Here is a 22,723-nt window from a genome sequence, read left to right as displayed (position 1 = left end):
CCGGTCAGCCGCTCACCGGCGGTTCTCCGGCTCGCCGAGTCCGGTGACGTGGACCTGCGCCGTACCCGGCGGGACGGGGTCCTCCTCCACCGTGCCCACCTCCGCGAGCACCTGCGGGTTCCGGATCCGGACGCCGGCGTACCAGGCCAGACCGAGGACGAGCGCGCCCACGAAAATCCACGGCATGAGGTTCATCGGCCAGTCCGGGACCGGGACGACGTTCTTGTAGAAGACGTAGAGCAGCGCCGCCACGACGACGATCGCGAGGACTGTCGACAGCGGGTTGGCCTCACCCCGGCGGCGGAGGAAGAACGGCAGCGCGACGGCCATCAGCAGGTACCCGAGCATGTAGCCGAACGTGCCGATCGTGCCGACGTAGGCGTAGACCTCGAGCGGGGCCCGCCCGGCGATCATCAGGAGGATCGGCACGAGGCCGACGACGGGCGCGAGGACGCCGATGGCGATGTGCGGGGTCTTGTGCTTGGCGTGGGCCCGGCCCAGCACCGCGGGCAGCACGTCCTCCTCGCCCATCGTGTAGAGCACGCGCGCGGCGGCGTTGATGCTGGCGATGGCGACCGCGAAGAACGACGCCGTGACCCCGAGGTCCACCAGCCAGGTCACGCCGCCGAGACCGTTGCGCTGGGCGAGGTCGCTGATCGGGGCCGAGCTGCCGCTCAGCGCCTCGGTCCCGCCGAAGCCGAGCACGGAGGCGTAGGTCGCGAAGACGTACAGGATGCCGACGAGGACGGCGCTGCCGATCACCGCCCGGGGAATGGTCCGGTGCGGGTCGCGGGCCTCCGCGCCCAGGCTGGCCGCGCTCTCGAACCCGACGAACCCCAGGACGGCGAGGACGATCCCGAACGTGACGCCGTCCGAGGTGAGACCGGACAGGTCGAACTGGGACGGAGCCGAGCTCTCGCCGCCGTTGGCGACCACGACGACGAGGACCAGCAGGACGGCGGATACCGAGACGACCTCGAGCACCAGCCCGATGCGCGTGGAGATCTTGATGCCGGCGATGGCGAACGCGGCCGAGGCGACCGTCGTGATCGCCGTGATCACGATGAACCCGGTCATCGTCGCCGCGGGCAGCCCGAGGGTCTCGAGGAAGCTGGCGGCATAGGGGCCGATCAGGGTCACGCCGAGCATCGCGATGCACGTGTACCCGATGACCAGTCCCCAGCCGGCCGCGAACGCCCCGGTGGGGCCCAGTCCCCGGGCGACGTAGCTGTAGAGCGAGCCCGACGACGCGAACCGCCGTCCGAACTGCGCCACGACCAGCCCCACGAGCACCACGACGATCGTGGCCGCCACGTACGACAGCCACGCCCCCTGGCCGGCGAACAGCACGATGAGCGCAGGCCCGGTGGCCATGACGGCGCTGGGGGCGATGCCGGCCACCGACTGGGACAGCACCTCGACCTGGCTCATCGAGTTGTGCGCCAGGCCCCGGTCGGGGTGGACCGCGTGCGGCTGCTGCTCCGGCCCGCTCACGGGACCACCGGCCCGTTGCCGGCGGCGGCGTGCCCGTTGCCGGCGGCGTGCCCGTTGCCGGTGTGGCAGGCCGGCGCCGACGGCGGCAGGTCGAGGGCGGGGTTGCCGTCGAAGAACCCGACCGGCTTGAGGTGGAACCCGACGTAGCTGACCGGCATGACCGGCCAGTCCTCGGGGCGGACGACGTGGTGGGCGCCGAACGAGTACCAGACCACCACGTCCTGGTCCTCGAGGGACCGGTCGGCCTTGACGAACTCGGGCAGCCCACCGGCGTTCTCGCACTGGTTGGGGTAGTCGCCGGCGGCGAACATCTCGCGCGGGTCGTACGCCGTCACCCACAGGTGCTTGTACGCGAACTGCGCGCGCGAGAAGGCCTGCGAGCCCTCCTGCTGGAGCGGGAGCACGTTGTCCCCGGGCATGAGCTTGTAGCCGGCCGGCTGGCCGAGTTCGTTCACCGAGGAGGGGTTGACGATGTACCAGACGCGGGCGGCGAACGGGTCGATCAGCCGCTGGGCCTCGCTCTCCCGGCCCAGCAGCGTCTTCTGGGTGACCCAGGCGTTGCCGTAGGGGTTGTCCGCACCCGGGGGCAGCGGGACGGAGTCGACCTCGTAGACGGAGTTGCGCTCGCCGTCGACCTGCATGTCCAGGCGGACGTTGAAGAAGTGCTGGTGGTGCGGGCCGTAGAGGCCCGGGGCCACGAGGTTGCCGAACCGCGGCTGCTCACCGGGCTGGACGGCGCCGGTGGAGATCACGCCGGTGAGCTTGACCTCGAACTGGATGCTGCCGTCGGTGTAGAGGTACCAGAAGAACCCGTACTCGTAGTTGCCGACGGTGGCGAAGCAGGAGATCACCAGCCGGCGCGAGCGCCGGACCTCCATCTTCTCCGTGCGGAAGTCGGTGTGCTTCCACGCGACCCCGTAGTCCTCCTCGTGCATGCAGATGGCGTTGGGGATGGTGACCGGCTGGCCGTCCTGGTCGTTGGCGACGGCGTCGAAGTAGTGGATCTCGCCCAGGCAGTCGCAGCCGAGCTGCAGCGGGTTCAGCAGCAGCCCCACCCCGTACTCACCCTCGTCGAAGACGTTCTTGATCCGGTGCGTGGGAGCCGGGTCGGCGTAGGGGATGTACATCTCCGACAGCGACGCCCGGTAGATGACCGGGCGCAGCCGGCCCTTGTCCTCGTAGCCCACCTGGTGCAGCACGAGGCCCTCGCGGGGGCTGTAGCCCACCCGCAACCGCCACTTCTGCCAGCTGACCGCGTGGCCGTCGACGGTGAAGCTCGGCCCCTCCGGCTGGGTGATCTCGATCGGCCGGACGTCGTCGCGCAGCCCTGGGAACGCCGGGCGGTTGTCCTCGTCGAACGCCAGCTCGGGCGTGTAGTTGCCGGCCTTCCCGGGCAGCGGCACGACGCCGTGGTCGCGGACGTCGATGACCTCCATCCGGTCGAGGTCGACCAGCACGATGAGCCCCTCGACCGGGCGGGCGTAGCCGTTGTCGTCCTCGCGGGAGCGGACGAAGGTCAGCGGGCGGATGAGCCGACGCCCCTTGGGGTCCTCGAGGTCGTAGCCGGCGGCCCACGGGTCGATCATCGTCAGCGAGAAGTCGGTGACCCCGCGCTTGCGCATCGCCTCCTGCCACCTCGGGTCGGCGCGGGTGATCTCCTCGGTCTGGAAGAACTCCTCCAGCATCACGCTGGGCTGGACCCCCTCCACGACCTCCCAGGAGGTGACCAGGCCGCTGGAGAGGGAGACGACCGCCTCGATCGTCTGCTGGTGACCGCGGTCGTAGAGGACGACGGAGGCCGCCCGTTCCGGTTCGGGGCCGCCCGCGCGGTCGTGCGCGAGGACCTCTTGCTTGGGCGGCTCGTGCAGGCGGGTCATCACGAACCGGACCTGGTCACCGAGATCCCGCTGCTCGCGGAGGATCTCCGAGGTCCGCCGGATCTCATCGGGGTTCAGGGGCTCCAGCGGGTTGCTGGTGGTGGTGCGTACATCCGGAGCGTGGAGGGCCACGGCATTCTCCTCGAGGAGCGTCGACCGGGCCTGGGGCGCGGGGGCGCGCGGCCAGGTGGGCCGGACCGTACCGAGGGCGTGGTGCGGCCGACAAGGAGTTCCAGTGACCTAGGTCACAACCGCTGGTGGGAGCTGGGCCCTCTCAGCGTGTTTCGCTGAACACCCAGCGGAGTCGGTGACGGACAGTGGTGCGTTGTGACACACCCCGCGGAGGTGCCGGGCAGGGACTGCCATAGCCGAGCCCGCGGAGGTGCGCATGAGCAACTCCGACCTGAGAACGGACGACCTGCGGCGACCCGCCCCGCTCAGCGCGGGGTGATCGACAGGGTCAGCGCGCGGCGGCCCTCCTCCGACCGCGCGGTGGCCGTCCGCTCGGCCGACGGGGTGCCGTACTCGGTGGTGCGCTGGCGGGCGGGGCGGCCGATGGCGGCGGCCATCGCCTCGAGCTGGGCGATGGTCTTCAGCGAGCCGTTCTCGCTGCCGGCCATCCGGCTGATCGTCTCCTCCATCAGCGTGCCGCCGAGGTCGTTCGCGCCGCCGGCCAGGACCGCCTGGGTGCCGACGTCGCCGAGCTTGACCCAGGAGGTCTGCACGTTGGCGATCCGGCCGTGCAGCAGCAGGCGGGCCACCGCGTGCACCGCCCGGTTCTCCCGCACGGTGGGGCCGGGGCGGGCGACGCCGGCCAGGTAGATCGGCGAGCTGTGGTGCACGAACGGCAGCAGCACGAACTCGGTGAACCCGCCGGTCTCGTCCTGCACCCGGGCCAGGGTGCGCAGGTGCGCGACCCAGTGCGCGGGGGTGTCGACGTGGCCGTACATCATCGTCGAGGTCGTCGGCAGCCCCACGCGGTGCGCGGTCGTGATGATCTCGATCCAGGTGGCGGTGGGCAGCTTGCCCTTGGTGAGCACCCAGCGGACGTCGTCGTCGAGGATCTCCGCCGCGGTGCCCGGCACCGAGTCCAGCCCGGCCTCCTTCGCGGCGATGAGGAACTCCTCGAACGACAGCCCGGTGCGGGCGGCGCCGTTGACGATCTCCATCGGGGAGAAGGCGTGCAGGTGGATGCCGGGCTGCCGGCGCTTCACCTCGCGGGCCAGGTCCAGGTAGGCGCTGCCGGGCAGGTCGGGGTGGATGCCGCCCTGCATGCAGATCTCGGTCGCCCCGGCGGCCCACGCCTCGTCCACCCGGTCGCCGACCTGGGCCATCGACAGGGTGTAGGCGTCGGCGTCGGTGCGCCGCTGGGCGAACGCGCAGAACCGGCAGCCGGTGTAGCAGACGTTGGTGAAGTTGATGTTCCGGTTCACCACGTAGGTGACGTCCTCGCCCACGGTGTCGCGCCGGACCGAGTCCGCCAGAGCCACCAGCGCCTCCAGGTCCGCCCCGTCGGCACCCAGCAGCGCCAGGTACTGCGCGTCGGTGAGGCCGGCGGGGTCGGTCTCGGCGTGCGACAGGGCCGCGTGCACCGCCGGGTCGCCGACCCGCAGGGCCGACGACCCCGCCGACCGGGCCGACTCGGTGCGGGAGCGCAGCTCGGACCAGTCGCCGTAGACGGCGTCGAAGTCGCTGCGCCGGTCGCCGGTGCGCCCGACGGTGTCCACCTCGACGTGCAGGTCCACCCGCCCGGACGACGTCCACGCCTCGTCCGGCTCCTGCCACGGCCGCCCGACCGGGGTGCGGCCCTCGACCGCCAGCCCGCCGGGGCCGGCCAGCGCGGCGACGTGCGGGCGCACCCGGGGGTCCAGCCACGGTTCCGGGGAGAGGACGTAGGGCGGCTGGGCGGCCAGCCGCTCCCGCAGCTCGAAGCCGGCCTCGGCGGTCAGCGCGGCCAGCTTGTCGATGTTGGGCCAGGGCCGCTCGGGGTTGACGTGGTCCGGCGTCAGCGGCGAGACCCCGCCCCAGTCGTCGACGCCGGCGCGCAGCAGCAGCTCCAGCTCGGTGGAGTCGGACAGGTTCGGCGGCGCCTGCACCCGCGCCTTCGGCCCGAGCAGCAGCCGGGTGACGGCGACCGCGGCGACGTACTCCTGCAGGTCCAGGTCGGCGGAGGCGGCCATCGCGGTGCGCGGCTTGGCCCGGAAGTTCTGGACGATGACCTCCTGCACGTGCCCGTGCCGGGCGTGCGCCGCGCGGATGGCCAGCACGGCGTCGACCCGCTCGGCGTAGGTCTCGCCGATGCCCAGCAGCACGCCGGTGGTGAACGGCACCGCCGAGCGCCCGGCGTCCTCCAGCACCCGCAGCCGCACCCGCGGCTCCTTGTCCGGCGAGCCGAAGTGCGGGCCGCCGGGTTCGGACCACAGCCGGGTCGCCGTCGTCTCCAGCATCATCCCCATGGACGCCGACACCGGCTTGAGCCGCTGGATCTCCTCCCACGACAGGACGCCGGGGTTGAGGTGCGGCAGCAGCCCGGTCTCCTCCAGCACGCGGATCGCCATCGCGCGCAGGTAGGCCGGGGTCGAGTCGAAACCGTGCGCCTCCAGCCACTGCGCCGCCACCGGCCAGCGTGCCTCGGGGCGGTCGCCGAGGGTGAACAGCGCCTCCTTGCAGCCCAGCGCGGCCCCGGCGCGGGCGACGTCGAGCACCTCGTCCGGCGACAGGAACGGCGCCTTCCCCGCCGCCCGCAGCTGACCGGGCGTGGTGACGAACGTGCAGTAGTGGCAGCGGTCCCGGCACAGGTGGGTCAGCGGGATGAACACCTTGCGGCTGTAGGTGACCACCCCCGGGCGCCCGGCCGAGGCCAGCCCGGCGTCGCGCACCCGGCCGGCGGCGACCAGCAGCCGGTCCAGCGGCTCCCCCTCGCCCAGGCCGCGGGCGGACAGCAGGGTCTCGGCCTCGGTCGCGTCCAGGGCGACGCCGCGCTCGGCGCGGACGACGGCGCGGCGCACGGCGGACTCGGTGGGGATCAGCTGCTCGGTCATCGCGGTCGACGCTATCCCCTGCCCGGTGTCGTCGAAGGGTGGTCTCCTCAGACGTCCCGGCGCTGGAAGGACAGCGCGGTCAGCCCCCAGAACACGGCGATCCAGACCACGGCCCACGCGAGGTACGCGGGGGTCAGCGGCGCCTCGCTCAGGAAGGGGAAGCCGCCCTCCCCGGGACCCATCTGGACCAGGGCGACCGGGTCCTGGAAGGCGTTCATCGCGCCACGCCACAGGCCGTCGGTGGGCAGCAGGACCCGTGACACCGTGCCGACGCGCTCGACGCCCTCGTTGCCCAGGGCCGCGCCGATGCCCCCGACCACGCCGGCGACCCAGGTCGCCCCGAACAGCCCGACGGCGATGATGCCGGAGGCCATCGGCGACACGACGCTGGACAGCAGGAGCGCCAGCGTCAGCAGCACCACGGTCTGGGCGGCCAGCAGGGCCAGCCCCACGGCGGGCGCGGGCGGCCAGTAGCCGACCGCCACCCGGACGACGAGGATCTCGGCCAGGCCGGCCAGGACCACGTACCCGGAGCCGAAGGCGACCAGCCCGAGCCACTTGCCGAGCAGGACCGACGACCGGCGGACCGGACGGGCGAGGATCGCCAGCGCCTGTCCCGACTCGACCTCCCCGGCGAGCGTCGGCCCGGCGAGGAAGGCCGTGCCGATGGCCGCGATCAGGCTCAGCCCGAACATGATCAGGTTGAGCAGCAGCGAGGCGACGAGACGGGCCTCCCCGCTGGTCATGGTGCCCAGCTCGGTGTCCAGGCCGACCAGCTTCGAGAAGCCCCAGGCGCTGAGCGCCAGCAGGACGACGGTCAGCGCCAGGAGCGCCCAGACCACCCGCCGCCGGGCGGCCTCGCGCAGCGTGAGGCCGGCGACGGTCAGCGCCGTCACGGCGTGGGCTCCTCGTGGCGCAGGATCCCGAGCAGCCGCTCCTCGAGGCTGATCCGCACCGGTTCGACGGCGTGCACGCGGACGCCGAGCCCGACGAGGTCGCGGACGAGGTCCGGGACGGTGACGCCGTCGTCCTCGGACGAGAGGGCGACGGTGAACCAGTCGCCGCTGCGGGCCAGCGCGCCGGCCGCCCGCAGCCGGTCCTCGGCCCGGCCGTCCGCGCCGCCCAGCCGCAACCGCACCTCGCGCTGGCCGAGCAGCTCGGCGAGCGTGCCCGACGCGGCCACCCGTCCCCGGTCGAGGATCACCACCCGGTCGCACACCCGCTCCACCTCCCCGATCAGGTGCGAGTTGAGCAGGACCGCCACGCCGCGGGACCGGAGCCCGAGCACGAGGTCGCGCACATCGACCCGGCCGATCGGGTCGAGCGCGCTGGTGGGCTCGTCGAGGACGACGAGCTCGGGCCGGGCGACGAGCGCGACGGCGAGCCCGAGCCGCTGCTGCATGCCCTTGGAGAACCCGCCGACCCGGTCCCCGGCCCGCTCGGCCAGTCCCACCAGCGCCAGGCACTCCCGTCGCTCGGCGGCGGGGACGTCGACCCGGGCCAGCCTCACGTGCAGGTCCAGCACCTCGGCCGGCGTCAGCCAGGGCTGGTAGCGGAAGAGCTCGGGCAGGTACCCGACGGCGGCCCGCGACCGGGGGTCGGTCGACCGCCGGCCGAGCAGCAGCACCTCACCGGCGTCGGGCCGGACCAGGCCCAGCAGCATCTTGATGACGCTGGTCTTCCCCGCGCCGTTGGGGCCGAGCAGGCCCAGCACCTCGCCGCGGGCGACCGAGAAGGAGACGTCGTCCACGGCGGTCCGGCGTCCGTACCGCTTGCGCAGCCCGGAGCACCAGACCGCCGGGGACGGCGGGAGAGCCGCCAGCTCGCCGGCCGCCGTCCCCGCGGCCGTGGTGTCGGAGGTCACGCCCCGGACGGTAGTGGCGTCAGCGGAGGCCACGGGCGACCGACAGGAGCTCGTCGGCGCTCAGCGACCCGGCGACCCCGGTCATCACGCCGTCCTCGACCCACACCACCCCGGCGAACAGCCCGTTGCGCGAGGTGAGGACGGTCGCCTCCACGCCGCCGACGTCGGCGGTGGAGCTGGTCACCATCTCCGCCGGGACGGGGAGGGGCAGGGTCGCGCCGTCCGCCGAGAGGTCGCGGAGCTGGTCCGCGAGCCCGTCGGGCAGGCCGGGGAGGGACAGCAGGTGGTCGCGCACCGTCTCGAACGGGACGCCCGAGGAGTCCACGCGGGGGGCGCCGACCCGGGCGACGACGAGCGTCGGCACGCCGGTCGGCTGGGACCAGACGGTCGCGACGCCCGGACCGGCCTGCAGCCGCAGCCGGCTGCCGTCGATCCCCGCGGGCGCCGGAGGCAGGACCTCGCCCTCCGCGGCCGCGGCCTGCGCGGCCTTGTCGGCCGAGAAGGTGAACGTGGCGTCGAGGACCCCCGCCGCCTGGTAGGCCGGTTCCCCCGTCACGCCGTCGGGCAGGTCGGCGACCTCGGGGACGTCCAGGCCGGTCCGCTCGCGCGCGGCCGCGGCGTCGGGCACCTGCTGCGGGTCCGGCTCCTGGGTGACCTCCAGGTCGCCGTAGGCGGAGAGGTCGGGCACCTGGACGAGGTCGGTGGCGCTCACCTCGACCGGGTCGACGCGCTCGGCCTGGAAGATCGGCAGCCAGTCGTTGGCCGCCGCGACGCCGGCGCCGGTCACCAGCACCACCGCGCTCACCGCGGCCACGGCGGGCTTGCGGACCGTCGTCCACCACCGGCCGCGCGCCGCGGGAGCCACCGGACGACGGGCGCCGGCGGTCGTCGCGGCCGCCGCGGCGGTCGCCGAGAGGCGGGCCCAGGCGGCGTCGGTGTCGACGGTCGCGGAGCCCGCGGGGGCGAGCGCGGAGCCGACGAGCTCGGCGTCGGCGCGGGCGGTCTCCAGTGCACCCAGGCACGCCGGGCAGCCGGCGACGTGGGCGCGGTCGGCGTCGGTCACGCCGGCCGGCTCGTCGACCAGTCGGCGCAGGACGCCCTCACTCGGGTGACGCATGGCGGTTCAGCTCCTCGAGCAGGACGGACTCGGCGCGGCGCACGGTGGTGCCCACGCTCCCTGGGGACATGTCGAGTGCGGCGGCGACCTCGGCGTAGCTCAGGCCGCTGTGCCGGAGCACCAGCGCGGCCGCCTGTTTGTGCGGCAGCCGGCCCAGCGCGGCCCGGACCGAGCTGCGCTCCTCGCCGGTGATCACGGTCTCGGCGACGTCGGGGACGACGGCCGGACCGGGCCCGGCGGCCACCTCACGGGCGCTGCGACGCCGGCCGGAGCGGAGCAGGTTGAGCGCGGTGTGGGTCGCGGCGACGGTCAGCCAGCCCCCGGCCTCGGCGGCCGGCACCGAGGAGCGGCCGAAGGAGAGGAAGACCTCCTGCGCGACGTCCTCGGCGGAGTCGCGGGAGCCGAGCACCCGGGCGGCGACGGCGACAACCCGCGGGTAGTGGCTGCGGAAGACGTCGGCCAGGTCGGTGCGCACGGCACCGCGCGCGGCGGGACTCGACACCGCTACGCCGCCCCTCCCTCGTGCGCCGCGCCCCCTGCCCGGGACCGGGAGGGCGGCGGCCGGTCCTCCGGGCCGGATGAGCTCCATGCCCCTACAGCACCGCCGGGGCCGCGGATGTGACAACCGGTTCTCACCGCGCGGTCAGGCGCGACCGGCCGCGGCGCCGCTGTCGTCGACGTAGCGGCCCCGGTGCCGGAGCAGGGGCGGAGCGGCGGCGTCCCCGGCCAGCACCTCCTCGACGCCCAGCAGGGCCAGCACGTGGTCTCCGGCGTCGACCAGCCGCTCCAGCCGGCAGTCAAGGGCGACCAGCCCCCCGGTCAGCACGATGCCCCCGCTGCCCGGGGCCCGGGTCCAGGGCAGCGACTCCAGCAGGTGACGGGCGCTGGGCCGCCCGGCGGAGGAGAACCGCGACGCCACGATCGCGTGCCCGGCGGCGAGCACGGTCAGCGCGCAGGTGCCCACCGCCTCGAGCACCTCCGCCGGGTAGCCGCCCGCGGTCAGCCCGACCGCGACCAGCGGCGGGTCGGCCGACACGCTCATCACCGAGGTGACGGTGGTGCCGACGTCGTCGATGTCGTCCTGCACGGTCATCAGGCACACCCCGGCGGCGTACTGGCGGAGCGCGTCGGCGAACGTGGCGGGGTCGACCGGCATGGCGGCCAGTCGACCACACCGCCAGGATGCGACGGGTGAGCGGACAGGGACGCGAGCATCGCAGCGAGGAACGAGCGAGGAGCGGAGCGTCCCGCGGGAGCGAACCGGTGACGGTGGTCGCTGCGCAGCTGGTGGTGGACGTCGTCGTCCTCGGGGGCGGCTCCACCGGGGAGAACGTCGCCGACGCCGTCGTCCGCGGGGGCCTGACCGCGGCGCTCGTGGAGGCCGAGCTGGTCGGCGGCGAGTGCTCGTACTGGGCGTGCATGCCGAGCAAGGCACTGCTGCGCGGCACCGAGGCCCTCGCCGCGGCGCGGGCGGTGGACGGCGCGCGGCAGGCGGTCACCGGCGAGCAGGACGTCGCCGCCACCCTCGCCCGCCGCGACGGCTTCACCCACTCCTGGGACGACACCCCGCAGGCGCAGTGGGTCGACGGCGCCGGCATCGCGCTGGTCCGCGGCACCGGCCGGCTCGACGGCGAGCGCGCGGTGGTCGTCACCTCCGCCGACGGGACGACCACCCGGCTCACGGCGCGGCACGCGGTCGCGGTCTGCACCGGCTCGGAGGCCGCCGTCCCCCCGGTCGAGGGGCTGCGCGACGTCGGCGCGTGGACCCCGCGCGAGGCCACCAGCGCCAAGGAGGCCCCCGGCCGGCTGCTGGTCCTGGGTGGCGGGTACGTCGGCTGCGAGATGGCCACGGCGTGGCAGGCGCTCGGCACCCGGGTCACCCTGCTGCAGCGCGGGGAGCGGCTGCTCGACGACATGGAGCCCGAGGCCGGGGCGGCGGTGGCCGCCGCGCTGCGCGACCGCGGCGTCGACGTCCGGCTGGACACCGACGTGGTGGCCGCCTCCCGGGAGGGCGACGAGGTGGTGCTGCGGTGCACCGACGGCGAGCGGCGCGGCGACGAGGTGCTCGTCGCCGTCGGCCGGCGGGCGCGCACCGCCGACGTCGGCGTGGAGACGGTGGGACTGACGCCGGGGGAGTACCTCGACGTCGACGACTCGCTGCAGGTCCGCGGCCTGCCGTGGCTCTACGGCGTGGGCGACGTCAACGGCCGCCGGCAGCTGACCCACATGGGCAAGTACCAGGCGCGGCAGGCCGGCGCGGCGATCGTGGCCCGTGCCCGCGGCGAGGCGGTGTCGACGGCCGACTGGTCGCCGACCGCGGCCACCGCCGACCGGCGGGCGACGACGTCGGTGGTCTTCACCGAGCCGCAGATCGCCAGCGTCGGCCTGACCCGGGCCACGGCGGCCGAGGCCGGGGTGCCGCACCGCGTCGTGACGTACCCGATCGGGCACGTCGCGGGGGCGTCGCTGCACGCCGACGGCTACACCGGGACGGCGGTCGCCGTGGTGGATCCCGAGCGCGAGGTGCTGCTGGGGGTCACCCTGGTCGGGCCGGGCGTGGCCGAGCTGCTGCACGCCGCGACCGTCGCGGTGGTCGGCGAGGTGCCGATCGCCCGGCTGTGGCACGCCGTCCCGGCCTTCCCCACGATGAGCGAGGTCTGGCTGCGGCTGCTGGAGGCGTACCGCGGCTGACGCGCCCGGACGCCTTGTCCCGCTGGGGCCGTCCGGGCCATCCTCGGGACGCATGGACGTGGTGTGCGTCGGCGGCGGACCCGCAGGGCTCTACTTCGCGATCTGCACGAAGAGGCGGGACCCGGGCAGTCGGGTCAGGGTCCTCGAACGCAACCCGCCCGGCGAGACCTTCGGCTGGGGTGTCACGTTCCACGACCAGCTCCTCGACCTGCTCTTCGCGCACGACCCCCAGAGCGCACGGGAGATCCGCGCCCGGTCGGTCACCTGGCACGACAAGGAGCTCGTCCTCCACGGGAGGTCCCTGTTCCTGCAGAAGACGATCTCCGGCATCGAGCGGTCGACCCTCCTGGACGTCCTGACGCGGCGGGCGGTGGAGCTCGGGGTGGAGCTCGAGTACGGGCAGGAGGTCACCGACGTCACGCCGTTCGCGGACGCCGACCTGGTCGTGGCCGCGGACGGGGTCAACAGCCGGGTCCGTCAGCAGTTCGCGGACCAGTTCGGGACGCAGGTGACCGTCGGCCGCAACCGCTACGCGTGGCTCGGCACCGACCGCAGGTTCCCGCACATCACCTTCGCGTGGGAGCGCACACCCGCGGGGTGGGTCTGGGTCTACTCGTACCCCGCCCAGGGCCCGATCAGCACGTGCGTCGTGGAGTGCAAGCCGGAGACCTGGACGGGCCTGGGACTGGACCGCATGCCGCCCGACGAGGGCCTGCGCTTGCTGGAGAGCCTCTTCGAACGGGTCCTGGCCGGGGGGCGGCTCTACGGAGGCCCCCACGGTGAGCCGGCGCGGTGGCTGCGCTTCAAGCACCTGACCAACCTGACCTGGCGGCACGGCAACGTCGTCCTCATGGGCGACGCGGCGCACGCCGTGCACTACACCAGCGGTTCGGGCACGCGGTACGCGATCACCGACGCGGCCACCCTGGCCGAATGCCTGGCTGTTCACGGCGACATCCCGCGGGCCCTGGAGGCCTACGAGGAGCAGCGCCGACCACTCATGGACCGTGCCGTGCAGAGCGGGCAGCGCTCCGCGGGACGGTCGGAGGACGCAGACAGGCTCCTCGAGCACGACGCGGTCGACTACGTCAGCGCCATGAGGGGCTGTCCGGACGTCGAGTTGTGGCGCCACCGCCCGTGGACCCTGACCCGGCAGCTCCGCCCGGTCCGCAGTGCCCTTCGGGGAGCCCGGGTCGTGCGCCGGTGGTCACACGCGCGCAGGCACTGGCCGGACGGCGCCCCGCCGGCCGCGGCGCCCCACCTCGTCGGGGCGTCCTCAGTCGGAACGTCCTCAGCGGAAGGGACCCGGGGCGCATGAACGTCGTCTGCGTGGGCGGTGGGCCGGCGGGCCTGTTCTTCGCCATCTGCGCCCGGAGACGCGATCCCGACCTCGCGGTGCGGGTGATCGAGCGGTACGTCCCCGGGGCGACGTCCGGGTGGGGCGTGACCTACTCCGAGCGGATGATGGACCTGCTGTTCGCCAACGACCTGCCCGGTGCCCGGGAGGTCCACGCCCGCTCGGTGAGCTGGGAGGAACAGGAGTGGTGGAAGGAGGGGCGGTCGGCGTACTTCTCGCACTACCGCTCCGCCCTGGAGCGGTCGGCACTCCTCGACGTCCTCGCCCGCCGCGCCGTCGACCTCGGCGCGGAGGTCGAGTTCGGGCGGGAGGTCCGAGACCTCGCCGAGGTCGCGGACGCGGACCTGGTCGTCGCGTCCGACGGCGTGGGCAGCCGGGTTCGGCGGCAGTGCGGAGACGCCTTCGGGACGACGACCACGTACGGCCGCAACCGCTACCTCTGGCTCGGCACGGACCACGTGTTCCCACGCATCACGTTCGCCTTCGAGCGGACCGGTGCCGGGTGGGTGTGGATGCACGCCTACCCGTCCAGCCGCACCACCAGCACCTGCGTCGTGGAGTGCACGCCGGAGACGTGGCACGGCCTGGGGCTGGACACGCTGCCGGGCGCGGACGGGCTGACGTTGCTGTCCGGGGTCTTCGCCGAGGTGCTGCACGGCCGGCCGCTGACCGGTCGGACCAGCGGTGACCCGGGGACGTGGCAGCGCTTCCCGCACATGACCAACCAGACCTGGTGGCACGACAACATCGCCCTCATGGGGGACGCCGCCCACGCCTCCCACTTCACCTGGGCCTCGGGCACCCGCCTGGCCATGACCGACGCCGTGGCGCTGGCCGACGCCCTGGCCGAGCACCGCGACCTGACCAAGGCCCTCACCGCCTACGACGAGCGACGCCGTCCTCGGGCGAACCGCGCGGTCGACGCCGCCCGGCGCCGGGCGGAGCGCTGGGAGCACTTCGACGAGATCCTGGACCTCGACGTGCTCGACTTCGTCAACGCCAAGGACGGCCGCCGCGACGGGGCCGCGGTGCGACGCCGTCACCCGCTGTCCCGTGCCGGCCAGCTGGGCGTGGTCCGGGCCGCCGGGCGGGGGATCCGCGCGGCCCGTCGGCGGTACGCCGCCCCGCGTCGCTGGCCGGGGCTGGACGGCGAGCCCCCGGCGGAGCCGGCTCAGCCCCGGTCGAGCAGCAGCAGGCTGTAGGCGGCCAGGCTCGGGCCGTCGGTGAACCGGCCGTCCCGGATCCTGGCCCGCAGCTCCACCTCGGGGACGAAGTCGCAGCGCATGTCGGCCTCGGTGGCCTCGCGCGCGGTCGGGCCCGGGGTCAGGTCGGTGGCCAGCCAGACGTCGAACTCCTGGGTGGACAAACCCGGCGCGAGGTCCAGGTGGCCGAGGTGGCGCAGCGTCCCGGCCCGGAGGCCGGTCTCCTCCGCGAGCTCGGCCCGGGCCAGCTCCTCGGCGCCACCGGAGGCCCCGTGGGACCAGGTGCCCTGCGGGAACTCCCAGGCCCGCCGGCCGACCGGGTGGCGGAACTGCTCGACCAGCCAGAACCCGTCGCGCTCGGCGGGCAGCACCAGCGCGAAGTGCGGCTTCTCCACGACGCCGTAGATCCCGGTCGACCCGTCGGGCCGCTCGACCTGGTCCTCGCGCACCCGGATCCACGGGTTCCGGTAGACCTCTCGGCTGCTCGTCGTCCGCATGCCGGCCAGCCTCTCAGGGCAGCGGGTGCGGCGCCGTGGTGGTCTGCGGGAGTCCCCCGTCGACGGTGGCGGTCACCGTCATCGACTCGAACCGGGCCACCCCGCCCAGGGTGGTGAGGAAGGCGGTGTCGGCGGCGTCGCGGCCGGCGCAGATCCGCACCAGCGACCGCAGCGGCGCGAGCCGGGTGGCGTCCACCACGTGCCAGGTGCCGTCGACGTCGGCCTCGACGACGGCGTGGAAGTCCATCCGGTCCAGCCCGGGCGCGTAGACGGCGACCAGTCGGGCCGGCACCTCCAGGGCACGCAGCAGCGTCACCGTCAGGTGCGCGTAGTCGCGGCACACGCCCCGGCCGGCCAGCAGGGTGTCGACGGCGGTGTCGACCGGCCGGCTCGCGCCCGGGGTGTAGACCAGCCGGTCGTGCACCCAGGCCGCCACGGTCTCGACCAGCTCGGCGCGCGGGAGGGAGCGGTCGAACTCGGTCGAGGCGAAGCCCTCCAGCTGGTCGCTGGGGCAGTAGCGGCTCGGCCGCAGCGCCTCCGCCCAGGCGGCCGGCGTGACCGGCCGCGGCGGGCCGTCGCCCTTCACCGCGGCGGTGTAGGCGACCGTCGTCGTCCCCTCGCCCAGCTCCACGCGGTGCACCCGGGCCTCGCCGGCGGCGAACTCCTCGACCGCCAGCGGCCGGCCGTCGCACAGCACGGTCAGCTGCTCCTCCAGCGGGGTGGCGGCGGCCACCTGCAGCAGCGCCGTCGCCGGGGCGGGGGAGGAGATCGTCAGGGTCGCCGCGACGTCGGTGCGCACCCACCCATCGTCGCGTCGTCGCAGGCCCGGCGCCCTGTGTGGTGCCTCACCCCACCCGTGGTCAGCGGGGCTCCCCGGGGCCGTGCTGGAGTGGAGGTCGTGCAGCTCGAGCCCTCCCGTACCACCTGGCGCCGCTACGTCGCCCTCGGCGACTCCTTCACCGAGGGGCTCAGTGACCCCGACCCGCAGCGGCCGGGGGAGTACCGCGGCTGGGCCGACCGGCTGGCCGAGCACCTGGCGGCGGCGGCCGACGGCGACGTGGAGTACGCCAACCTCGCCGTCCGGGGACGGCTGCTGCCACAGGTGGTCGAGGAGCAGGTGCCGGTGGCGCTGGACGCGCAGCCGGACCTGGTGAGCCTGGTCGCCGGCGGCAACGACCTGCTGCGCCCGGGCGCGGACCCCGACCGGCTGGCCGCCGTCCTCGAGGACGCCGTCGCCCGGTTCCGCGCCGCGGGTGCCGACGTGCTGCTGGCCACGGGCGTCGACCCGCGCCAGACGCCGATCATCCGCCGCACCCGGGGACGGGTCGCCGTGTTCAACGCGTCGCTGTGGTCGATCGCGGCCCGGCACGGCGCCGTCGTCCTCGACCAGTGGGGCGCGGAGTGGGTGCAGGACTGGCGGATGTGGGACAGCGACCGCATCCACCTCACCGACGAGGGCCACCGCCGCACGGCGCTGGCCGCCGCCACCGCCCTCGGCCTGCCCGTCGGCGACGACTGGCGGCAGCCGCTGGCCCCGCAGCCGCGGCGGGCGTTCCGGGCGGCGCTGGCCGAGGAGGCGGCGTGGGTGCGCGGCTTCGTCGCGCCGTGGATCGCCCGCCGGCTGCGCGGCCGCTCCTCGGGCGACGGCCGCGCGGCCAAGCGGCCGGTCCCGCTGGCGCTGCCGCGGGCCTGACTCAGTCCCGGTCGTCGTCCTCGTCGGGGTCGGCGTCCGGGTCGCCGTCGGGCTCCGGGTCGCGGACCAGCCGCAGCGCGGGGCCGGACGGCGGGCCGAGGTCCACGGCCGGGTCGATGTACTCCATCTCCTCCACGACCAGTGCGTGCTCGGCGGCCAGGACGTCCTCGACGGTGACCGTCCCGGGCGGCATCGTCCCCGCCAGCTCGACGTCCTCGGTCGTCGGCGCGGGACCGGGCAGCGGGGCGGGGCGGCCGAAGGCGTAGCCCTGGGCCATCACGCAGCCGTGCTCGCGCAGCCAGTCGGCCTGGTCGAGGTCCTCGATGCCCTCGGCGATGACCTGCAGGCCCATGCCGAGGCCCAGTTGGACCAGCCCCTGGACCAGCGCCGCGGTGGAGGGCTCGGTCACCACGTCGGCGACGAACGAGCGGTCGATCTTCACCGTGTGGATGGGCAGCCGGTGCAGGGCGGTGATCGCCGAGTAGCCGGTGCCGAAGTCGTCCAGCGCCAGGGTGACGCCGGCGTCGGTCACCTCCGACACCGCCTGCAGCGTCGCCTCGGCGGCGAACAGCGCGGTCGACTCGGTGATCTCCAGCTCCAGCCGCTCCGGCGGGAGGCCGGACTCGGCGAGGGCGTCGGTCACCAGCTCGGCGAACCCGGGCTCGGCCAGGTGCCGGGCGGAGATGTTGACGTGCACGCGCAGCCCGGCCGGCCAGGTCGCGGCGTCCACGCAGGCGCGGCGCAGCACCCACGCACCGAGCTTGGAGGTCAGCCGGTTGTCCTCGGCCGCGTCCATGAACGCGCCCGGGGGCAGCAGCCCGCGGGTGGGGTGCTGCCAGCGGATGAGCGCCTCGTAGCCGAGCAGCGTCTCGTCGGCCAGCGCCACGATCGGCTGGTAGAAGAGCCGCAGCTCGTCGGAGTCCAGCGCGTGCCGCAGGTCGGCCTCCAGCTGCAGCTGGTCGATCTCGCTGTCGCTGAGCACGCCGTCGTGCACCTCGATGCGGGCCCGGCTGCCGTCGGCCTGGGCGCGGGTGAGCGCGTTGTGCGCCTGGCGCAGCAGGTCGTCGGGGGCGACGTCGGAGCCGAGGGTGAGGCCGACGCTCGCCGACAGCACGATCTCCCGCTCGCCGATGAGGAACGGGTCGTCGAGCACCGACAGCAGCCGGTCGGCCAGCGCGCGCAGGCCCTCCAGGTCCTCGACGTCCTCGGCGAGGATCAGGAACTCGTCCGAGCCCAGCCGCACCGCGGTGTCCTCCACGCGGGTGCTCCACCGCAGCCGGTCGGCGACCTGGATGAGCAGCTGGTCGCCGGCCTCGTGGCCGAGGACGTCGTTGACCGCCTGGAACCGGTCGAGGTCCAGGTGCACCAGGCCGACCTGCAACCCGCGGCGGCGGGAGAGAGCCAGCGCGTGGTTGAGGCGCTCGCCGAGGGCCCGGCGGTTGGGCAGGCCGGTCAGCGGGTCGGTGTAGGCCCGGCGGACGAGGTCCTCCTCCGCGCGGCGCCGGTCGGTGACGTCGACCAGCGACAGGACGACGAAGTGCGGCGCGCCGGTGCTGGTGTGGATCACCTCGTGGGACTGCATCGCCCACAGCTCGCTGTTGTCGGCCCGGCGCAGCCGCCGCTCGCCGTCCAGCCGCAGCCACGGGTCCAGCGGGCCCTCGGGGGCCGGCGGCAGGTCGGGGACCGGCGCCTCGTCCGGGTGGGCGAGCAGGTCGACGTGCCGGCCGACGAGGTCCTCGGCCGCGCGCCCCGTCATCGAGCACAGCGCCTCGTTGACCACGAGGAGGTGCCCGTCGAGGTCGACGAGTGCCTTGGGGATCGGCGCGGCGAGGAACAGCGCGCGGAAGAGCTGGCCGCGGTCGGCCAGCAGGGTGTCGATGGCGCGGAGCCGCGAGCCGGCGGCGGCGCCGGGGGTGCCTGCCCGGGGCCGCGGTACGTCGGGAGCGCTCAGGTTCACCGGTCCAGGGTGAGGGACCGATGCCGTCAAGTGACGGAACCTCTCGTCGGAGAGTCGTGGTCAACTGAACACATTGAGTGACGACAAGTGGTGTCGGCGGCTGGTGTGACCGGTGGGACGCCGCTGTGGCCGTCGTCCCCCGGCGGTGTCCGCCGGGAACACCCGGCCCCTCCGCCGCGCTTGGCTCCGCGGACGACGAGAGAGGTGGAGTGATGGACGGCTTCCCGAAGCGGATCGGTTTCCTGTCCTTCGGGCACTGGCAGCCGGTCCCCGGATCACAGGTGCGCACCGGCCGTGACGCCCTGGTGCAGAGCGTGGAACTGGCGGTCGCCGCCGAGGAGCTCGGTGTGGACGGCGCCTACGTGCGCGTGCACCACTTCGCGCGGCAGCTGGCCTCCCCGTTCCCCCTGCTGGCCGCGATGGCCGCGCGGACCAGCCGGATCGAGGTCGGCACGGGCGTGACCGACATGCGGTACGAGAACCCGCTGTACATGGCCGAGGAGGCCGCCGCCACCGACCTGCTCGCCGACGGCCGGCTCCAGCTCGGCATCAGCCGGGGGTCACCCGAGACGGCGCTGCGCGGCTCCGAGGCCTTCGGGTACGTCCCCGCCGAGGGGGCGACCGACGCCGACTTCGCGCGGCAGAAGACCGCGCTGTTCCTCGCCGCGATCTCCGGTCAGCCGGTGGTGGACGCCGATCCGCAGATGACCGGCGGGATGACCGGCCGGCTGGCGATCCAGCCGCAGTCGCCGGGCCTGGCCGAGCGCATCTGGTGGGGGTCGGGAACCCGCGCGACCGCCGAGTGGACGGCGCGCCAGGGACTGAACCTGATGAGCTCGACGCTGCTGGTCGAGGACACCGGTGTGCCCTTCGACGAGCTGCAGGCCGAGCAGATCGCCCGCTACCGGGCGGCCTGGGCCGACGCGGGCTGGGAGCGGACGCCGCGGGTGTCGGTGAGCCGCAGCGTGATGCCGATCGTCACCGACCTGGACCGGCAGTACTTCGGCGAGCGGTCCGGCGACGACCAGGTCGGCCTGCTGGAGGGGGTGCGAGCGCGGTTCGGCAAGAGCTACGTCGGCGAGCCCGACCAGCTGGCCGAGGAGCTGGCCAAGGACGCCGCCGTCCGGGAGGCCGACACCCTGCTGCTCACCGTGCCGAACATGCTGGGCGTGGACTACAACGCCCGCCTGCTGGAGACGATCGTGCGGCACGTGGCCCCGGCGATCGGCTGGGTGCCGCCGGCCGAGCGCTGACGCCCGGCCGCACGTGCGAGGGCGGTGGCGCCGGGGGCACCCGGCGCCACCGCCCTCGTCGTGTCCAGCCGAGCCGTCACCCGGCTGGGGGAACCGGCCGCGGTGGGACGTCCGCGACCCGTCGTCCCCGCCAGGCTGCGGGGGTGACCGCCGACCGTCCCACCCCCGCCGACGACGCCCGCTGGTCCGAGGCCGAGGCGCTGCTCGGTCCGGCGCCGGCGCGGTCGGCGCGGCGGCGGGCGCGCCGGTCGATGTGGCGGCAGTTGCTCGTCGTCGCGGGTCTCTCCGGCGTCGTGGGAGCGGTGATCGGGGTCGTCGTCGTGCTCGCGTCCGGGTCGGAGCCGGCCGAGGTCCCCGCCTGGCTCGCGGTCCTCGGGTTCGCCCTCGCCACCGGTGGGCTCGTGGTCGCGGGCGTCGCGGTCGTCCGGCAGTGGCGCGCGGCGCGACGCCGCGGTGCCTGGCGCAGCCCGCTGTGGGCACTCACGCCCCGGCAGCGCAAGGAACTGCTGGCGCAGGTGCGCGGCACCGCGCCCGTCGACCCGGCCCGGCTCCCACTGGCGCGCGAGCTGGCCGAGGGACTGCTCCAGCAGCGGCACGTCGTCCCGCTGACCACGGGGCTGCTGGCGATGTGGCTGGGGCTGCTGATCGCCTCTCCGGCCTGGTGGCGGGTCCCCGCGGCGGTGGTCCTGGCGGGGACCGCGGCCTTCGCCGTGCCCGCCATCCGACGGGACGAGCGGCGGGCCCGGGCGTTCCTGACCGCGCACCCGCCGGAACGCACCTGACCGGGCTCGGGCGGTCGGAAGCGCGCCCGGCAGGGATCGAACCTGCGACCAAGTGCTTAGAAGGCACCTGCTCTATCCGCTGAGCTACGGGCGCTCGACTGCCGATCATCGCACTGGACCGTGCCACCCCGCGGGGTGCCGGGCCGGTCGGCACCGCACTGCTGGTGCCGGCCGCGCGGGCGGGACGAGGATGACCGGCGCACCGTCGTCCCCCGTCGGGAGGTGCCCCGTGAGCGAGACGACCGCTGCGGCGGGACCGTGGGCGGGGGCATCCGCCTACGAGGCGTACATCGGCCGGTGGAGCCGTGCGGTCGCCCCGGGGTTCCTGGCCGGGCTCGACGTGCCGGCCGGCCGCGCGTGGCTGGACGTCGGCTGCGGTACCGGCGCGCTGACCGGAGCGGTGCTCGCCGGCTGCGCGCCGGGCAGCGTGCTGGGCGTGGACCCCTCGCCCGCCTTCCTGGCCCTCGCCAGGGCGCAGATTCCCGACGCGCGGGCGTCGTTCCGCGAGGGGGACGCGCAGGCGCTGCCGATGGACGACACGTCGGTCGACGCGGTGGTCTCCGGCCTGGTGCTCAACTTCGTGCCCGACCCGGCCGCCGGCGTGGCGGAGATGCGGCGGGTGGTCCGGCCCGGGGGTGTGGTCGCCGCCTACGTGTGGGACTACGCCGACGGCATGCAGCTCCTGCGGTTCTTCTGGGACGCCGCCGTGGACCTGGACCCCGCCGCGCGGGACCTCGACGAGGGGCGCCGGTCGGGCTGGTGCCGGCCCGGCCCGCTGCGCGACCTGTTCGCCGGCGGGTTCGCGGACGTCGCGGTCGACGCCATCGTCGTGGCGACCGTCTTCACCGGCTTCGACGACTACTGGACCCCCTTCCTCGGCCGGACGGGACCGGCGCCGGCCTACGTGGCGTCGCTCGGGGAGGAGCAGCGCACCGCCCTCCGCGAGGCGCTGCGCGCACGCCTCCCCACCGACGCCGACGGCTCCATCAGCCTGTCGGCCCGGGCGTGGGCGGTGCGCGGGCGGCGCGGGTGAGGCGGTCACGCCCGCAGTGGACCAGCTCCCGCTGCGCCGACGGCTCCGGTCGTCCACAGGCGCCGCTGCCGTCCACAGATCCCGGCGGGCGACGCCGCACGGGCGCTGCGGCGTCGAGGGTCGGTCGCACACCGGCACCGCGCCGGACGCGCCGTCCCGGCGCTGCACACCCGAGGAGCACCGTGAACGACACGATCGTCACCGTCGTCGGCAACGTCGTCGACGCCCCCCGCCGCTACCGCCCGGAGGGCGGCACCCCGGTGACCAACTTCCGCATGGCCTCCACCGCCCGCCGCTTCGACAGCCGCAGCCAGGAGTTCGTCGACTCCGGCACCTTCTGGGTCGACGTCGAGTGCTGGAACGAGCTGTCGGGCAACGTCTCCGGCAGCGTGAGCAAGGGCGACCCGGTGATCGTCCACGGCACGCTCACCACGCACAGCTGGGAGTCCGACAACGGCCGCCGTAGCACGCCGCGGATCCGCGCCACCGCCGTCGGCCCCAACCTCGCCCGGGGCAGGACCACGTTCACACGCACCCGGCCCGCCCGCCCCGCCGACGCCGGGGACGTCGCCGCAGAGACGCCGCCGCGCCCCGCCGACGGCGGCTTCCCGGGAGAGGCCGACATCCCGGTGGCCGGCCGGGACTACGTGGACGCCACCGAGACGTTGCACGGGGTGGACGCCCCCGACCTCACCGCGGTGCCCGCGCACGTCTAGTTGCCCGGGCTGGGAGGATCGGAGGCGAGAACGCACGGGGGGGGGGGGGGGGGGGGGGGGGGCGCCCCCCCCCCCCCCCCCCCCCCCCCCCCCCCCGCCGCCGAAGCCGCCACCGCCACCGCCGCCGAAGCCGCCGCCACCCTCACCGC

19 protein-coding genes and 1 tRNA gene are annotated in these 22,723 nt (G+C 74.9%); 8 read left to right on the top strand and 12 right to left on the bottom strand.

What is annotated here, in order from left to right:
• Positions 1-12: 12 nt before the first annotated feature.
• The 8 genes from ACI78Q_RS09345 to ACI78Q_RS09310 all read right to left on the bottom strand — a co-directional run bounded on the left by ACI78Q_RS09345 (position 13) and on the right by ACI78Q_RS09310 (position 10,549).
• The gene (locus ACI78Q_RS09345) at positions 13-1,494 is read right to left on the bottom strand and encodes an APC family permease (protein WP_456923058.1); all 1,482 of its coding nucleotides are present in this window, start codon (positions 1,492-1,494) and stop codon (positions 13-15) included.
• Complete coding sequence (locus ACI78Q_RS09340; protein WP_456923057.1) at positions 1,491-3,503, bottom strand: primary-amine oxidase; 2,013 nt, start codon at positions 3,501-3,503, stop codon at positions 1,491-1,493. The genes ACI78Q_RS09345 and ACI78Q_RS09340 overlap by 4 nt, the downstream gene beginning before the upstream one ends.
• Positions 3,504-3,808: 305 nt before the next feature.
• Complete coding sequence (locus ACI78Q_RS09335; RefSeq protein WP_456923056.1) at positions 3,809-6,412, bottom strand: bifunctional FO biosynthesis protein CofGH; 2,604 nt, start codon at positions 6,410-6,412, stop codon at positions 3,809-3,811.
• 47 nt (positions 6,413-6,459) lie between these two features.
• Entirely contained in the window at positions 6,460-7,308 is an 849-nt protein-coding gene (locus tag ACI78Q_RS09330; protein ID WP_456923055.1) for an ABC transporter permease subunit, read from the bottom strand.
• Positions 7,305-8,276: an ABC transporter ATP-binding protein gene (locus ACI78Q_RS09325; protein WP_456923054.1), complete on the bottom strand. Its 972-nt coding sequence runs from the start codon at positions 8,274-8,276 to the stop codon at positions 7,305-7,307. Before ACI78Q_RS09325 ends, ACI78Q_RS09330 begins: the two co-directional genes overlap by 4 nt.
• A gap of 19 nt (positions 8,277-8,295) precedes the next feature.
• On the bottom strand, positions 8,296-9,393 hold the full coding sequence (locus ACI78Q_RS09320; protein WP_456923053.1) for a hypothetical protein: 1,098 nt from the start codon (positions 9,391-9,393) through the stop codon (positions 8,296-8,298).
• Positions 9,377-9,895 carry a sigma-70 family RNA polymerase sigma factor gene (locus tag ACI78Q_RS09315; RefSeq protein ID WP_456923052.1) on the bottom strand — a complete coding sequence of 173 codons (519 nt, stop codon included), beginning with the start codon at positions 9,893-9,895 and terminating at the stop codon, positions 9,377-9,379. Before ACI78Q_RS09315 ends, ACI78Q_RS09320 begins: the two co-directional genes overlap by 17 nt.
• A 141-nt stretch (positions 9,896-10,036) precedes the next feature.
• Positions 10,037-10,549, bottom strand: coding sequence for a flavin reductase family protein (locus ACI78Q_RS09310; RefSeq protein ID WP_456923051.1), 513 nt, complete (start codon positions 10,547-10,549; stop codon positions 10,037-10,039).
• A 107-nt stretch (positions 10,550-10,656) separates the two neighbouring features.
• On the opposite strand from ACI78Q_RS09310, the gene ACI78Q_RS09305 reads away from it, so the two are divergent.
• The 3 genes from ACI78Q_RS09305 to ACI78Q_RS09295 are packed head-to-tail and all read left to right on the top strand — an operon-like array spanning position 10,657 to position 14,643.
• Positions 10,657-12,084 (top strand): dihydrolipoyl dehydrogenase family protein, encoded by a 1,428-nt coding sequence (locus ACI78Q_RS09305; RefSeq protein ID WP_456923050.1) that lies wholly within the window; start codon positions 10,657-10,659, stop codon positions 12,082-12,084.
• Between the two features lie 52 nt (positions 12,085-12,136).
• The gene (locus tag ACI78Q_RS09300) at positions 12,137-13,402 is read left to right on the top strand and encodes an FAD-dependent monooxygenase (RefSeq protein WP_456923049.1); all 1,266 of its coding nucleotides are present in this window, start codon (positions 12,137-12,139) and stop codon (positions 13,400-13,402) included.
• On the top strand, positions 13,399-14,643 hold the full coding sequence (locus tag ACI78Q_RS09295) for an FAD-dependent monooxygenase (protein WP_456923047.1): 1,245 nt from the start codon (positions 13,399-13,401) through the stop codon (positions 14,641-14,643). The genes ACI78Q_RS09300 and ACI78Q_RS09295 overlap by 4 nt, the downstream gene beginning before the upstream one ends.
• Here the strand turns inward: ACI78Q_RS09295 and ACI78Q_RS09290 are convergent.
• Together ACI78Q_RS09290 and ACI78Q_RS09285 are read right to left on the bottom strand one after the other, a co-directional pair.
• Positions 14,613-15,140, bottom strand: a complete 528-nt coding sequence (locus ACI78Q_RS09290; protein WP_456923046.1) for an NUDIX domain-containing protein — start codon at positions 15,138-15,140, stop codon at positions 14,613-14,615. The two genes, ACI78Q_RS09295 and ACI78Q_RS09290, sit on opposite strands and share 31 nt — an antisense overlap.
• A gap of 13 nt (positions 15,141-15,153) precedes the next feature.
• A complete protein-coding gene (locus ACI78Q_RS09285; RefSeq protein ID WP_456923045.1) occupies positions 15,154-15,939 on the bottom strand; it encodes a transglutaminase-like domain-containing protein in 786 nt (261 codons plus the stop codon).
• Positions 15,940-16,038: 99 nt separating this feature from the next.
• Between ACI78Q_RS09285 and ACI78Q_RS09280 the strand changes: the two genes are divergently transcribed.
• Positions 16,039-16,833, top strand: a complete 795-nt coding sequence (locus ACI78Q_RS09280; RefSeq protein ID WP_456923044.1) for an SGNH/GDSL hydrolase family protein — start codon at positions 16,039-16,041, stop codon at positions 16,831-16,833.
• A gap of 1 nt (position 16,834) precedes the next feature.
• On the opposite strand, the gene ACI78Q_RS09275 is transcribed toward ACI78Q_RS09280, so the two are convergent.
• A complete protein-coding gene (locus tag ACI78Q_RS09275) occupies positions 16,835-18,790 on the bottom strand; it encodes a putative bifunctional diguanylate cyclase/phosphodiesterase (RefSeq protein ID WP_456923043.1) in 1,956 nt (651 codons plus the stop codon).
• A gap of 212 nt (positions 18,791-19,002) precedes the next feature.
• Between ACI78Q_RS09275 and ACI78Q_RS09270 the strand changes: the two genes are divergently transcribed.
• Both ACI78Q_RS09270 and ACI78Q_RS09265 read left to right on the top strand, forming a co-directional pair.
• Complete coding sequence (locus tag ACI78Q_RS09270; protein ID WP_456923042.1) at positions 19,003-20,043, top strand: LLM class flavin-dependent oxidoreductase; 1,041 nt, start codon at positions 19,003-19,005, stop codon at positions 20,041-20,043.
• Positions 20,044-20,186: 143 nt separating this feature from the next.
• Positions 20,187-20,825 (top strand): hypothetical protein, encoded by a 639-nt coding sequence (locus ACI78Q_RS09265; RefSeq protein ID WP_456923041.1) that lies wholly within the window; start codon positions 20,187-20,189, stop codon positions 20,823-20,825.
• Between the two features lie 21 nt (positions 20,826-20,846).
• On the opposite strand, the gene ACI78Q_RS09260 is transcribed toward ACI78Q_RS09265, so the two are convergent.
• Positions 20,847-20,919: transfer RNA gene (locus tag ACI78Q_RS09260), tRNA-Arg, on the bottom strand.
• A gap of 135 nt (positions 20,920-21,054) precedes the next feature.
• Here ACI78Q_RS09260 and ACI78Q_RS09255 point away from each other — a divergent pair.
• Positions 21,055-21,858, top strand: a complete 804-nt coding sequence (locus tag ACI78Q_RS09255) for a class I SAM-dependent methyltransferase (RefSeq protein ID WP_456923040.1) — start codon at positions 21,055-21,057, stop codon at positions 21,856-21,858.
• Between the two features lie 182 nt (positions 21,859-22,040).
• Positions 22,041-22,574: a single-stranded DNA-binding protein gene (locus tag ACI78Q_RS09250; protein ID WP_456923039.1), complete on the top strand. Its 534-nt coding sequence runs from the start codon at positions 22,041-22,043 to the stop codon at positions 22,572-22,574.
• The last annotated feature ends 149 nt before the right edge of the window (positions 22,575-22,723 follow it).

It is taken from the genome of Geodermatophilus sp. SYSU D00705 (genome assembly GCF_054050135.1).
The sequence above is the reverse complement of the archived record's forward strand: the minus strand, read 5'-3'. Positions and strand labels throughout refer to the sequence as shown.

What these genes read in the sequence shown, in the direction of transcription:
- ACI78Q_RS09335 (WP_456923056.1), bottom strand. Translation starts at nt 6,412, where the DNA reads ATGACCGAGCAGCTGATCCCCACCGAGTCCGCCGTGCGCCGCGCCGTC.
- ACI78Q_RS09320 (WP_456923053.1), bottom strand. Translation starts at nt 9,393, where the DNA reads ATGCGTCACCCGAGTGAGGGCGTCCTGCGCCGACTGGTCGACGAGCCG.
- ACI78Q_RS09310 (WP_456923051.1), bottom strand. Translation starts at nt 10,549, where the DNA reads ATGCCGGTCGACCCCGCCACGTTCGCCGACGCGCTCCGCCAGTACGCC.
- ACI78Q_RS09300 (WP_456923049.1), top strand. Translation starts at nt 12,137, where the DNA reads ATGGACGTGGTGTGCGTCGGCGGCGGACCCGCAGGGCTCTACTTCGCG.
- ACI78Q_RS09295 (WP_456923047.1), top strand. Translation starts at nt 13,399, where the DNA reads ATGAACGTCGTCTGCGTGGGCGGTGGGCCGGCGGGCCTGTTCTTCGCC.
- ACI78Q_RS09290 (WP_456923046.1), bottom strand. Translation starts at nt 15,140, where the DNA reads ATGCGGACGACGAGCAGCCGAGAGGTCTACCGGAACCCGTGGATCCGG.
- ACI78Q_RS09270 (WP_456923042.1), top strand. Translation starts at nt 19,003, where the DNA reads ATGGACGGCTTCCCGAAGCGGATCGGTTTCCTGTCCTTCGGGCACTGG.